Genomic DNA, 13,787 nt, shown 5'->3' with positions numbered 1-13,787 from the left:
ATGAGCGAATACAAGCACATAGAGATAGAGAAAAAGTGGCAGAAATTTTGGGCAGAAAACCAGGTTTTTAAAGCTGAAGATAGCAGTACTAAGCCAAAGTACTATGTACTAGATATGTTCCCTTACCCCTCTGGTGCTGGATTACACGTGGGGCACCCTCTGGGCTACATTGCAAGCGATATTATTGCTCGTTACAAAAGACATAAAGGATTTAACGTATTGCATCCAATGGGGTACGACTCCTTTGGATTGCCAGCAGAGCAATATGCCATCCAAACGGGTCAGCATCCTGCAATTACTACTGAAAACAACATTGCTCGTTACCGTCAGCAATTAGATAATATTGGTTTCTCTTTCGATTGGAGTCGGGAGATTAGAACTTCTAGCCCCGAATACTATAAATGGACCCAATGGATATTCAAGCAGTTATTCAATTCGTATTACGATAAAGGGTTAGACAGAGCACGTCCTATCGAAGACTTAGTGTCTCTCTTTGAAAAAGAAGGAAATAAGAATGTTGAAGCCGAAACTTCCTGTGAGCGTATTTTCTCAGCTCCAGATTGGGAAAATTATTCCGATAAAGAAAAGGAGGCTATTCTCCAAGAATATCGCTTAACCTATTTAGCAGATACTTGGGTAAACTGGTGTGAAGAATTGGGTACAGTGTTAGCCAATGATGAAGTAAAAGACGGCAAGTCGGAGCGAGGCGGATTCCCTGTTGAGCAAAAATTGATGAAACAGTGGATGATGCGCATCGGAGCGTATGCTGAGCGTCTACTTGAAGATCTGGATAAGTTAGACTGGAGTGATGCGCTAAAAGAAATTCAGCGCAATTGGATAGGTAAATCTGAAGGGGCTTCGGTAAACTTTGAGTTGGAAAATGAAAAGGGCAAAATTGAAGTGTTTACCACTCGTCCTGATACTATTTTTGGTGTAAGTTTCATGGTTTTGGCTCCCGAACACGAGCTTGTAAAATCCATTACCACTGCCGAGCAAAAAGAAGAGGTTGAAAAATACATCAAAACTGCAGGTTTAAAAACAGAAAGAGAGCGTCAGGCAGATACCGATAAGGTTACAGGTTGCTTTACCGGAGCTTATGCTATCCACCCATTTACTGGAAATAAAATCCCAGTTTATATAGCCGATTACGTGCTTGCTGGTTATGGTACCGGTGCTGTAATGGCAGTACCTGCTGGCGATCAACGCGATTATAATTTTGCTAAAAAATTCAATTTGGATATCCCTGCGATATTCGAAGGGGTAGATATTTCTGAGGAGGCAAATGCCACCAAAGAAGCCAAAGTAATTAATGGCGATTTCTTAAATGGCCTTACCGGGCAGGAGGCTATTCCCGTTGCAATTAAGGAAATAGAAAAACGTGGTTTAGGAAAGGGGAAAACCAATTTTAGATTGCGCGATGCGGTGTTCTCAAGACAGCGTTATTGGGGCGAGCCTTTCCCAGTTTATTTCCAAGATGGAATTCCAAAATTAATTGCCGACGAACAGCTGCCAATTGAACTTCCAGAGATAAATGAGTTTAAACCTACAAAAGATGGTAAGCCACCTTTAGCAAGAGCGGCAAAGGAAGACTGGAATGTGCAGGTGGATGCCGATGAAATGGAATGCAATACCATGCCGGGATGGGCTGGCTCTTCTTGGTATTTCGCTAGGTACGTAGACCCTAATAACGACAAAGCTTTTGCTGGCCAGGATAAGCTTGCCTATTGGCAAAATGTAGACCTATACATTGGTGGTGCTGAGCATGCTACAGGACACCTTTTATATGCACGCTTTTGGACTAAATTCCTATTCGATTTAGGCTACTTACCATTCGAAGAGCCTTTTAAAAAGCTGATTAATCAAGGGATGATATTGGGTAGAAGTAACTTTGTTTTTAGGGACAAAGCCAATCCCAATGTTATTGTTTCTAAGGATAAGTTACAGGAGTATCAAGATCAATTTCCCAATGAGGAGTTCAAATTCGATCGTTTCCAAAAGCTTCACGTAGATATCAACTTGGTAGAAAACGATAAGATCGGTTTAGAAGCCCTACGCAATTCAGCCCCCGATTTTGCAAATGCTACCTTCTTCCCAGAAAATGCTACTCACGTACTTTGTGATGACGAGGTAGAAAAAATGTCTAAATCCAAGCTAAATGTTCAGAATCCAGATGATTTAGTTGAGCAGTTTGGAGCGGATACCTTGAGGTGTTACGAGATGTTTTTAGGTCCTATAGAACAACACAAACCATGGGATACTCAAGGAATTACTGGTGTATTCAACTTCCTTAAAAAGTTCTGGAGATTATTTAACGGAGAGCAAGGTGTAAGCCAGGAAGCACCAAGTAAAGAGGAGCTTAAAGTTCTGCATGCTACCATTAAAAAGGTTAACGAGGACATCAATAGGTTCTCCTTTAATACCGTGGTAAGTCAGTTAATGATTTGCGTTAATGAATTGCAAGCACTTAAGTGCAATAAGCAGGATATTCTTAAGCCGCTGTGTGTTTTATTGTCACCCTACGCTCCTCATATTGCCGAGGAACTGTGGGGAAAACTAGGAATGACTGGCAGTATAACATTTGCGGAATACCCCGTTCATAACGAAGAATATCTTGTGGAAAATACCTTCGAATATCCTATCTCTTTTAATGGTAAAATGAGGTTTAAACTAGAACTTTCGCTTTCATTAAGTAAGGATCAGGTGGAAGAGGAGGTTTTGAAAAATCCTCAAACTGCAAAATATTTAGTCGATAAAAAACCTAAAAAGGTCATCGTTGTACCTAAGAAAATAGTTAATGTTGTGGCCTAATGGCACACTTCTTGAGCTCAGCTAATATTATGAAATGGATAAGCAGCATTATTCTGACCGTTTCTATTGGGTTCATTTATGCCAATACGAACGGCCAAAATTTAAAAGCCAGTGCCGATACACTTAGAAAATTTTCAGTAAAGGCATATAAGGTTGGAGAAGAATTAGATTACGTTCTGCACTATGGTCTAGTAAATGCAGGAGTAGCCAAGTTAAAAGTGGAGGCTACTGATAGAACTGTTTATGGGAGGCCACTTTTGCATTTGGTTGGAACGGGAAGGTCTGTTGGTGCTTTCAACTGGTTTTTTAAGGTTAGGGACCGTTATGAGAGTTATTTAGATGCTAATGGAGCATTTCCCTGGATTTTTATCCGAAGGGTAAACGAAGGTGGGTACGAAATCAATCAAGATTATAAGTTTTACCAGCATCAGCAAAAAGTCGAGACAGGAAAGCATAAAGTCTTTGACATTCCCGAGTACACCCAAGATATGTTGTCGGCATTTTATTATGCGAGAACCCTAAATTTCGATACGGCAAAAATTGGCGATGTATTTACCATTCCAGCTTTTGTAGACGATGAGTACTGGCCTCTGAAGATAAAGTATCTGGGTTCGGATGTGGTAAGTATTAGGAATGGAAAATTTAAGTGTCGAAAATTTGTCCCAGTGGTTCAAAAAGGACGAATTTTTAAAGACGAAGAAGATCTAAATGTTTGGATTACGGCGGATAAAAACAACATTCCGGTATTGATCCAAGCAAAAGTATTGGTGGGTTCTATTAAAATGGAACTTACAGATTACAAGGGGTTGGCTGCGCCAATTTCCAAGATTGATTAAATAGATTTTAAATGGTTGTTACCTCAGAAATTCAGAACAAGTTAGAAGCGCTCCACCAAAAGTTTTCGGAACGTGGACAAGATTTGGGCTCATACCTAGATGGATTGCTTCATAGCGAGTTTCTAACCTATTGGGATTATATCCATCAAGATACCTTACTATCCCTGCAAACTCCTCGAACAATATATCCAGATGAAAATATTTTCATCATCTACCATCAAATAACGGAGCTTTACTTTAAGCTTTGTCTGCAGGAGCTAGATCATATCTGTGGGGGGTCTAAAAAGGAAAAATGGGACAGTAAAAAAACCGTTACCAAGCTTAAGCGCATTAATAATTACTTCAGAGCCTTGGTGCATTCATTCGGAATTATGATCGAAGGAATGGACAAGGAACAGTTTTTGAAATTTAGAATGGCTCTTTTGCCGGCTTCAGGATTTCAGTCGGTGCAATACCGTAAAATTGAAATTCACGCAACGGGACTTGAAAACTTGTTGCACCACTCAGTTCGAGGAGAGGTAGAAATTACCAAGGAGGAAGATATCAACCAGAACTTCGATAACATTTACTGGAAGTTTGGAGCAACTACAAAAGATACGGGGGAGAAAACCCTAACGCTTAAAATGTTCGAAGAGCGTTACGATACCGAACTGTTGGGTCTTTTAACCAAACTGAAGTTTTGCAACCTAAATCACCTGTTGCTAGAAGGTTACCTTTCTGATGGGGATGAAGAAATTAAGCGCCAACTTAAAACCTTCGACATCCTGGTTAACGTAGATTGGCCTTTGGTACATTATAAATCTGCTGTTCGTTACCTGCAAAGCAAAGAAAAAGACATCGCTGCTACAGGAGGTACCAATTGGCAGGATTATTTACCTCCACACTTTCAAAAAAGAATCTTTTTCCCAACCCTATGGACTCAAGAAGAAAAAGATAACTGGGGCAAGAATTGGGTTGAAAGTGCGTTGGGCTTAAAGTAATATGCAAAAGAAGTCTCCCCAAAAGAAATTATGGTGGATTGTCCTAGTTGTAGGGACCATCGCTATAGCCTTATTTTCTATTTTTAACCGAGGTGGTAAAGATGCTCCTTCCAACACTGGCTCCGACGCTACAGATACATTGTTGGTTCAAAAACCGAAGGTGGAGGAGCGTAAGTTTGGTATTCCTATTACCAAGTTTAATGTGGTGGAAGGAGAGGTAAGACGCGGTGCTGTTTTCTCCGATTTACTTTTGGATTACAACATTTCTTGGGAGCAAATATTGGTAGCCGCAGATAGCTGTAAAAAAGTCTTTCCTGTTACTAAAATTAAAGCTGGAAACGCTTATTCGGTATTCACCTATCTCAAAGATTCAATAGAAACTGCAGCCTATTTTCTGTATCAGATTGATAAAACAGATTTTTTACGGATATCGCTAAAAGATAGTACCAATGCAAAGATTTTTTCTCTTCCCGTGGAGACCACTTTGAGGTCGGGTAATGTGAAAATTACAAGTAACCTGTACGATGCTTTTAAAGAAAAAGACCTTCCGGTGGGATTGGCACTAAAGTTATCCGACATCTATGCTTGGACTCTAGACTTCTATCGATTAAACAAAAACGATGAGTTCTCTTTCCTTTTCGAAGAGAGAAAAGCCGAGGGTAAATCCATTGGAGTGGGGCGTGTTTTGGCTGCCGAATATAGATCAGGTAATGATACTTTGGATGCATTTAGATTTTACCATTCTGCCCTGGATATGGATCAATTTTTTGATCATAAGGGAGAGAATCTTCAAAAATCTATGCTGAAGTCCCCAGTGAAATTTGGACGAATATCATCACGCTACTCACTTAGGAGGTTCCATCCTGTTCAAAAAAGGTATAAAGCTCATTTAGGTACCGATTATGCCGCACCGCATGGCACTCCTATTTTAGCGGTGGGCGATGGGGTGGTTTTAGAGGCTAAGTACTCTAAATACAATGGTAGGTATGTTAAGATAAAGCATAATTCCACCTATACCTCTCAGTATCTACACATGTCAAAATACGGTAGTGGAATTAAGGCTGGAGTTCGAGTTAAACAAGGTCAAATCATTGGCTACGTAGGAGCTACAGGTTTAGCTACCGGACCGCATGTTTGCTTAAGATTGTGGAAATACGGGAAACAAGTAGACCACCTTAGGGAGAAATTTAGTCCGGCAGATCCAATTCCCGCCACAGACCTACCAGTTTTTCAAGATTCCGTTAGGGTTTTAAAGCAGTACTTGTCTGGATTTCAAGATGCTTAAGTTTTAATTATGGGAGGTTTTCATCCCCTCCAAAAGCCCTGTTATATTTGTCCAAAATTTTTTGATTCATGAAGCGAATCCTCACGCTTTTTTGCCTGTTTACCCTTGTGTCTTCTGCTTATGCAGGAAATGATTTAGGTGATAAGGTTAAAGAAATGCTAACGCGCATAGATACTTGTGCCTCTTCCGAAACCATTGGAAATATCCTAAAGGATTACAAATCGATGATTTCAGAGCACGGTACCGACTGGAGAAGCTATTATTGGCTGGCTTATGGTAACCTTAAAAAGGCAGAATACAGTTTCGAAAAATCGAATCGCGATCAAGCAATTAATATCGCTTTGGGATACGTAGACCGAGCAAGACTTATAAAGCGAACCCACCCAGAACTGGATATCCTAGAAGCTCTTTTACTTTTCAAAAAAATTGAAATAAACAGAGACGAGCGCGAGAACAAATTCATCTTCCGCTACAAGGAGTTAATGAGTAATGCATTCTACCTAGATCAGCTAAATCCAAGGTATTACTACGTAAAAGGTGTACAAGCATTGGCAGATACCAGCATTAACCCTCAAAACAGGAAAAATGCGATTGAATTTTTTAAAAGCGCCGAGAAGCTTTTTGGTCCGCATGATAGAAAGGCGGATGATGCCGATCCAACATGGGGTTTTAATCAAACGCAATTGTTCCTAAACGTACTAATTCCCGGTAGAACCGAGTACTTTAATAAAGACGGTGAAAAAGTGAGTACTATTTTGGATGTGGAATCCGAAATGTCGCTTAAGGAAATAGAAAAACAAATTAAGCAGGAGCAAAAAGAAGCCGAAAAGGAACGTAAGCGTCAAGAAAAAGAAGCCAAAAAAGAGATTATCGCTTCTAAATATCTAAAGGATCCAGAAAAAGAAAAGGGAAAAGAAAAAGACAAAAAGGACTAGTTTTTGTTACCATTCCCAGGTGCGAAAATCTAAAATTCGATCTTCAAAATAGGGATGTCCATAAAGACTATCGGTTCGTACACCCGAACTGGTGGATGCATGGATGAAAATGATTTGATTTTTGCGAATTTCCGAGACTATGCCTACATGTCCAGGCGTTTTGGTAGTTTTATTCCTTCCAGCGAATATGATTAAATCTCCCACCGATATTTTTTCGCGGCTTATGGATTTCCCAGTGTTGGCAATCATCCCAGAACTCCTCGGTAGATCTAGTGAAATTGATTGAAAAACATAACGGACAAATCCGCTGCAATCGAAATGATTGGGTCCGTCGGCCCCATATCGATATGGAACTCCAATAAAAGTGTTACTCGTATCCAATAAATACTTAGTTAGTATTTGCCTAGGATGTTGATCTATTGCCTCCTCTAAGCTTAATTCATACCCCTCCTGACCAATCATTTTCTGACTTATTAGCACCAGAAAAATGGCTAAACAAAGAAGTGATAACCTCTTTAGAAATATTCCTCTGATAATTTTTTTGTCGGTGGTCATGCAGTAGTTAGGAAACTAAGAGGTAAAAATAACTTTTAATTGTGTTGAAAATTAGCTGGAAATGCTGACGTATTATAGCTAGCATCCACATTTTAATTAGGTTTAATTTTTTTAAGAAGCAATAACTTTAAATTTAGCCCAAACCCATACAGATATGAAATTAAAACAAAGCATAACTCTCATTTTCATTGCATTATTAACCCTTGGTGCCTGTAAGAAAAAAGATGGAGGATCACCGGGTTTTAACCTATTCTCTATAGAAGACGATAAACGTTTTGGCGCCCAAATGGATTCAACGATTTTGGCAAGCCCCAACGAATACCCAGTTCTGAGCAAAAACGCATATCCACAAGCATACAGCTATTTGGAAAATATGCGTGATAAACTACTAAATAGTGGTCAAGTAACGTACAAGGATGAATTTGACTGGGAAGTAAAAATCATTCGAGATGATGAAACCCTGAACGCCTTTTGTACTCCAGGTGGATATATATACATATACACCGGTTTAATAAAGTACTTGGATGCCGAATACGAATTAGCTGGAGTGCTGGGTCACGAAATGGCGCATGCCGATTTGCGTCATTCTACATCTCAACTTACACAACAGTATGGAATTTCGGCTTTATTGGGGATCGTGTTGGGAAATAACCCGGGATTATTGGCCGAAATTTCAGCCAAGTTACTTTTTCTAAAGTTTAATAGAAATGATGAGGCGCAGGCGGATGATTTTTCGGTACGCTACATGTGTCCAACAGATTATCAAGCCGACGGGGCAGCGGAATTCTTTGCCAAGTTAATCGCAGAGCAGCAAGCCGGAGGGCAACCAGAGTTCCTTTCCACTCACCCTAACCCAGAGAATCGCGTGGAGGATATAAGAGCCAAAAGGCAAGAGTTGGGTTGTGAGGGCACTGCAACTTACGATCAGGAGTACGCCGCATTTATTAATTCATTACCATAATTAGTAACGTTAGTTTTAAGCAATAAAAAAGGGAGCACTCCATGAGGCTCCCTTTTTTATTTTCAGTTTGGGTATTTATTCTTTAGCGGTTAACCAAGCTTTTCTTAGTTTCAGTTGTTCCTCGGATGGATTTTCCATCATTTTTACATAATGCCTTTCCATGGTGTTTACCTTCTGAGCTTTAGCTTTCAAGGTTTTTTCCTTAAAGTCATCTTTTTTCTTTCTTAACACCGTGATCTCTATTTTATCACCTTCCTGGGTTTCTTTAACAAAGCGATTGTATACATCCTGGAAAGCAGTAGGCGTAAGTTCTTCTCCGTTTAGTTTATAAAGAAGATCTCCTGTTTTGAAACCAATCTTTTTAGCGAAATCATTCGCGTTGTCCAATCCGTTAACTTGAATAAGTTGCTTTTCAATGTTGTAACCTAGAGAAATACCGCCAAAAGTTATTTTAGACACTTCTTTTTCGGCAGCATATTCTACCCCAACTTTATTTAGAATTTCAGCAAATGGAAGTTGTGCAGGTCCACCCACGTATGTTTCTAAGAAAGCTTGAATTTCTGGGTAAGTTTTTTCTCCAATAATTTCAAAAAGCTTCTCATCCTCAAAAGGTTTATGAGCTCCATACTCCTTGGCAAGTGTTCGCATTAATTGCTGAAGGTCCATTTCACCATTAGATTTTTCTAAAAGTAATATGTCCAGACACATCCCAATTAAAGCACCCTTTTGGTATACATTTCCGTATTGATTTTCGTACTTATCCAGTACGTGTTTACTCATTTTTGTAAAAGGAAGGGTGTCGTTATAAACCGATGCAACTAGCATTTTTTGACGCATTACATCAAGAAAATCCTCCTCAGACATTAAGTCATACTTTACTTGCACATGTTGCGCAGCGTATTCGGTACAACCCTCGTACATCCATAGATGTTTAGACATCTTCGGCTCAATAAAATTGTAGTTATGAATTTGTTCAGAGTGGATATTAAGGGGAGTAACTATATGAAAAAACTCATGAGCGGTTACATCTCTAATGCTAGATGCTAACTGTTCGGGATCTCCTTCCGGGAAACTAAATACCGTTGATGTGCTGTGTTCTAAGGCTCCTGCCGAACCGCTGAGTGAAGCTCCATCAAAAAGGTAAATTAAGATTGCATACTTGTCTACTGGAAGTATGCCACCTAAATATTTTCTCTGCGCCTCTAATGTCGCTCCAACGTTTTCCTTTACAGCATCAGCGGTTAGAATCTTGTTAGGCGAGTAAACAGAAATTAATACTTCGCAATTACCAACCGGAATGGTAGCCGTATCTGGTTCGCAATACATTATTGGATTGTCGTGCAGGTGAAAATAATCTTTAGCTAGCCAGATGTCCTTGTCTGGAGATATCATCTTTTGGGGAAGCGAAGAAGCTCCGTAAAGTTTTTTCGGCTTTCTAATCTCTACTTCGTAGGGATAGTTTTTCATGTCACTTAGGTATCCGATGATACCAAAGTTGTTGAGAACAAAGTTTTTGCCCTCTTCGAAATTGGTTCCTGCAGGCTCAAAAATTACATTGTCCAATTTGGTGTCAAAGCTATCTTCAATTCTGTAACGGAAAGTCTTCAGTCGTTGTGCGTTTCTAATTTCCCAACGGTTAACCCCTAGTTTTTTAATCGCTATAGGGTTTCCGGTGGTGTCATAGGCATCTAGGCGGGTAATAAATCTTCCAAAATCAGAAATGGAGTAGGTTCCCGGAACGATTTTAGGCATTTGAAACTCTACCACGTCCTTGGTAACTTTAGGAACCGTAATTTCTACCTCTAATTCGTCGTTTACCACATTGCTTAAATCCAGTTTAACTCTATACTTCTCAACTCCCTGAGAAAAGGAACTAAGACACATAGCACATAAACTAAATAGGAAAATCAGTTTTTTCATGAGTGTTTATTTAACGGGTGCTAAATTCCTTTTTCCTTATCCCATTTCCAAGTAGAGATAATACAAAAGAAGTATCTCATGGATTTTCGGTTAAATTGCAGGCCTGATTGGAAATGAATTTAAAATCCACCATGAAAAATTTTCTCGGTTTTCTCTCATTATTTATCCTTACAAGCTCGGTTTTTGCACAAACGCAATCCTATATAGACTACTGGAATTACGATAAAAAAATTCCCAAGTCTAAAGGCCAGTACCTAAAGGGTGAAAAGCATGGGAAGTGGGTTTATTTCTATAAAGAGGGGGTGCCCCGCGAGGAGTTAAATTACCACATGGGGATTCTTAATGGAGAGGCTAAGAACTTTTATCCTAATAAGGAACTAAAGTCCATTGGGTATTTTTATTACGGTTCTCAGGACAGTTTGTTTAAGTCTTTTTACAAGGATGGTCAAATAGCCTCATCTGGATTCTTCGATAACAACGAAAAAATTGGGGCCTGGGAATATTTCTATCCCAATGGTCAACTACGAAAAATTGGGAAATACGAGGCGGGTAATAAGTCGGCTAAGATGGTAAAGAGTTTTACCCCCGATGGTAAACCTTTGGTTGTTTCGGGAAGTGGAATTCACAAGGATTACACAGCGGATGGTGCAGTTTTCGAACTTATTGGCTACAAAAATGGAATTGAGCATGGCGATTATATGCAGTACTACCCCAATGGGGATGTGCATATAAAAGGAATGTACAATGAAGGGAAAAAGCATGGTGAGTGGATTGCTTATTTCTCGGATAAAACCGTTAAAAGCAAGTATGGCTATAAAAACGGGGTGCTACACGGAGTGTGCCTTGAGTATTTTAAGCCAAACGTTATGAATTTTAAAGGTGAGTATGACAATGGCTCAAAAACTGGACTTTGGACTTGGAATTACCCGAATGGAAAAATCGAAATGAAAGGGAGCTTTCTCAACGACGAACGCCATGGGAAGTGGGAGTATTTTTACCCTAACGGGCAGATTTCTTCTACCGGAAGTTTCGAAGTTGGATTAAAGGAAGGCACATGGGTGTATTACTTTAAAGATGGTCAGAAGGAAATGGAAGGCGATTACCTAGTAGATGAAAAGTCTGGAACTTGGACGTACTGGTACGAAAATGGCAATAAATTTCAGGAGGGTGACTACACTGCAGGAACCGAAGATGGTATGTGGGAATCTTGGTTCGAAAATGGCCAATTAAAAGATAAGGGCTCTTTTAGTAAAGGAATAATCACGGGTAGCTGGGAAGGATTTCATGATAATGGCAAAAAGCGCTACGAAAGCACCTGGGCAGAAGGAGTTAAAAACGGACCATGGAAACGATATTCAGAAAACGGTAAGCTTTTAGAGGAAGGAAATTTTAAGTCTGGAAAAAAGGAAGGAGTTTGGAAAACCTACGATGAAAAATCTGGTAACCTTTTAACCGAGGGAGCATACAAGGAGGATTTAAAAACGGGTACTTGGAAGTATTATGCACCCCACGGAACCTTAGTTATGGAGCAGTCATTTAAGAATGGGGAACTAAATGGTGTAAGTAAGGAGTATAACGCTAAGGGGGTAATAACCTCGAAAAAAGAATTCCAAAACAACAAACTGGATGGCGAGGTCTTAATTTACGAAAAGGGAAAGGCTACCTCGAAGATGGAGTACAAAGATGGTAAGTTAATTAACCGAGAAATTTTGACTGAAAAATAAAACAAAGATTATTTGTATATTTGCAGCAAATTAAAAGAGGGGACCGGTTCCCCTCTTTTTATTATACCGGTTTATGATAAGCCTAGAGGCAATCAAAAAAGTTATACAGCCGACATTAGAGGAATACAACCTGTACCTGGTAGATATGCATGCAGGTAATGGGAATAACTTTAAGATAGAGGTAGATAGTTTAGAGGGGTTTAAGATAGAACATTGTGTAAAAATCAATAGAGCGGTAGAGGCCGTTTTCGATCGCGATGTTGAAGATTACGCACTTGAAGTTACATCACCTGGTTTGGATCAGCCATTTAAGGTGCCTCAACAATATCATAAAAATATTGGAAGAGAAGTAGAGCTAGTTTTAAGCAATGGCGAGAAACGTGTAGGCACCCTTAAGGAGGTATCGGAAACTGGAATTACCATTGAGAAAACGGAAAGAAAAAAAATAGAGGGCACAAAAAAGAAGGAGTGGGTAACCACAACGAGTGTTTTCGAGTTTAAAGAAATAGGAAAAGCTTTTGTTAAGCTAAGTTTTTAATAGGAAGGACCATGAGCTTAAATTTGGTTGAATCCTTTGCGGATTTCAAGGACAACAAGAACATAAACAAAGAAAAGCTACAAGCTTTACTTGAGGATGTTTTTAGATCTATGCTTAAAAAGAAGTATGGGTCGGATGACAACTTTGATATCATCATTAACAGTGATCGCGGTGATCTAGAAATTTGGAGAAACCGTGAAATCGTTGAAGATGGTGCTGTGGAAGATGAGAATACGCAAATCGCATATTCTGAAGCGATAAAAATCGAAGAAGATTTCGAGGTAGGCGAAGAAGTTTCTGAACCTATCGATATCGAAAAATTTGGAAGAAGAAATATTCTCTCACTAAGACAAAATTTAGTGGCGAGGATTATGGACCTTGAAAAAGACGATATCTACCAGCACTATTCTGAAAGAGTTGGAGAAATTGTTGCAGGTGAAGTTTATCAAGTTTGGAAAAGAGAGGTGCTACTTTTAGATGATGACGGAGTAGAGCTTATCCTTCCAAAATCGGAGCAAATCCAAAAAGATTATTTCAAGAAAGGCGATACCATTAGAGCGGTTGTTGCTAAGGTTGAAATGAGAAACAATAACCTCCGTGTAATTCTATCTAGAACAGCCCCAGATTTCCTTGAGCGTCTGTTTGAACAAGAGGTACCAGAGGTTATGGATGGATTAATTACCATCAAAAATATCGTTCGTGAGCCAGGAGAAAGAGCTAAGGTAGCTGTAGAATCCTACGATGATAGAATTGATCCTGTTGGTGCCTGTGTAGGTATGAAGGGACAGCGTATTCACGGTATCGTTCGCGAATTACATAACGAGAATATTGATGTAATTAATTATACAAATAACGTTAGCCTTTATATTACTAGAGCGCTTAGCCCCGCTAAGATTTCTAGTATAACGGTAAACGAAGAAGATAAAACAGCTGATGTTTTCCTTTCACCAGATCAAGTTTCACTTGCTATTGGTAAAGGTGGACACAACATTCGTCTGGCTTCTAAATTAACGGGTTACCAAATTGATGTGTATCGTGAAAACGATGACAACGAAGACGTTGATCTAGAAGAATTTGCAGATGAAATTGACGGGTGGATCTTAGACGAATTAAAGGCAGTAGGATGCGATACTGCAAAAAGTGTTTTAGAGCTATCTGTTGAAGACCTCGTTAAAAGAACCGATCTGGAAGAGGAAACGGTTATGGAGGTTTTCAGAATTCTTGAAGAAGAGTTCAAATAAGATA

At 39.4% G+C, this 13,787-nt stretch carries 11 protein-coding genes; 9 read left to right on the top strand and 2 right to left on the bottom strand.

Annotation, left to right across the window (positions count from 1 at the left end):
• The 5 genes from leuS (at position 1) to FRX97_RS00235 (ending at position 6,844) form a co-directional block, all read left to right on the top strand.
• Positions 1–2,808 carry a leucine--tRNA ligase gene (gene leuS / locus FRX97_RS00255; protein WP_147012183.1) on the top strand — a complete coding sequence of 936 codons (2,808 nt, stop codon included), beginning with the start codon at positions 1–3 and terminating at the stop codon, positions 2,806–2,808.
• A 29-nt stretch (positions 2,809–2,837) separates the two neighbouring features.
• Entirely contained in the window at positions 2,838–3,644 is an 807-nt protein-coding gene (locus tag FRX97_RS00250; protein WP_170226955.1) for a DUF3108 domain-containing protein, read from the top strand.
• A gap of 11 nt (positions 3,645–3,655) precedes the next feature.
• Complete coding sequence (locus FRX97_RS00245; RefSeq protein ID WP_147012178.1) at positions 3,656–4,624, top strand: tryptophan 2,3-dioxygenase family protein; 969 nt, start codon at positions 3,656–3,658, stop codon at positions 4,622–4,624.
• Between the two features lies 1 nt (position 4,625).
• On the top strand, positions 4,626–5,909 hold the full coding sequence (locus FRX97_RS00240; RefSeq protein WP_147012176.1) for a peptidoglycan DD-metalloendopeptidase family protein: 1,284 nt from the start codon (positions 4,626–4,628) through the stop codon (positions 5,907–5,909).
• 68 nt (positions 5,910–5,977) lie between these two features.
• Entirely contained in the window at positions 5,978–6,844 is an 867-nt protein-coding gene (locus FRX97_RS00235) for a hypothetical protein (RefSeq protein WP_147012174.1), read from the top strand.
• Positions 6,845–6,850: 6 nt separating this feature from the next.
• Here FRX97_RS00235 and FRX97_RS00230 read toward each other — a convergent pair whose 3' ends face one another.
• The gene (locus FRX97_RS00230) at positions 6,851–7,399 is read right to left on the bottom strand and encodes a C40 family peptidase (protein ID WP_147012172.1); all 549 of its coding nucleotides are present in this window, start codon (positions 7,397–7,399) and stop codon (positions 6,851–6,853) included.
• Between the two features lie 154 nt (positions 7,400–7,553).
• Here FRX97_RS00230 and FRX97_RS00225 point away from each other — a divergent pair, with 154 nt between their 5' ends.
• The gene (locus FRX97_RS00225) at positions 7,554–8,360 is read left to right on the top strand and encodes a M48 family metalloprotease (protein ID WP_147012170.1); all 807 of its coding nucleotides are present in this window, start codon (positions 7,554–7,556) and stop codon (positions 8,358–8,360) included.
• A 75-nt stretch (positions 8,361–8,435) separates the two neighbouring features.
• Here FRX97_RS00225 and FRX97_RS00220 read toward each other — a convergent pair whose 3' ends face one another.
• The gene (locus tag FRX97_RS00220; protein ID WP_147012168.1) at positions 8,436–10,280 is read right to left on the bottom strand and encodes a M61 family metallopeptidase; all 1,845 of its coding nucleotides are present in this window, start codon (positions 10,278–10,280) and stop codon (positions 8,436–8,438) included.
• A gap of 131 nt (positions 10,281–10,411) precedes the next feature.
• On the opposite strand from FRX97_RS00220, the gene FRX97_RS00215 reads away from it, so the two are divergent.
• From FRX97_RS00215 to nusA, 3 genes are all read left to right on the top strand, one after another.
• Positions 10,412–12,004 carry a toxin-antitoxin system YwqK family antitoxin gene (locus tag FRX97_RS00215; protein ID WP_170226954.1) on the top strand — a complete coding sequence of 531 codons (1,593 nt, stop codon included), beginning with the start codon at positions 10,412–10,414 and terminating at the stop codon, positions 12,002–12,004.
• Between the two features lie 73 nt (positions 12,005–12,077).
• The gene (gene rimP / locus FRX97_RS00210; RefSeq protein WP_147012164.1) at positions 12,078–12,542 is read left to right on the top strand and encodes a ribosome assembly cofactor RimP; all 465 of its coding nucleotides are present in this window, start codon (positions 12,078–12,080) and stop codon (positions 12,540–12,542) included.
• A gap of 11 nt (positions 12,543–12,553) precedes the next feature.
• Positions 12,554–13,783 (top strand): transcription termination factor NusA, encoded by a 1,230-nt coding sequence (nusA, locus tag FRX97_RS00205; protein ID WP_147012162.1) that lies wholly within the window; start codon positions 12,554–12,556, stop codon positions 13,781–13,783.
• The last annotated feature ends 4 nt before the right edge of the window (positions 13,784–13,787 follow it).

The organism is Luteibaculum oceani, assembly GCF_007995015.1.
Lineage (GTDB): Bacteria > Bacteroidota > Bacteroidia > Flavobacteriales_D > Luteibaculaceae > Luteibaculum > Luteibaculum oceani.
The sequence above is the reverse complement of the archived record's forward strand: the minus strand, read 5'-3'. Positions and strand labels throughout refer to the sequence as shown.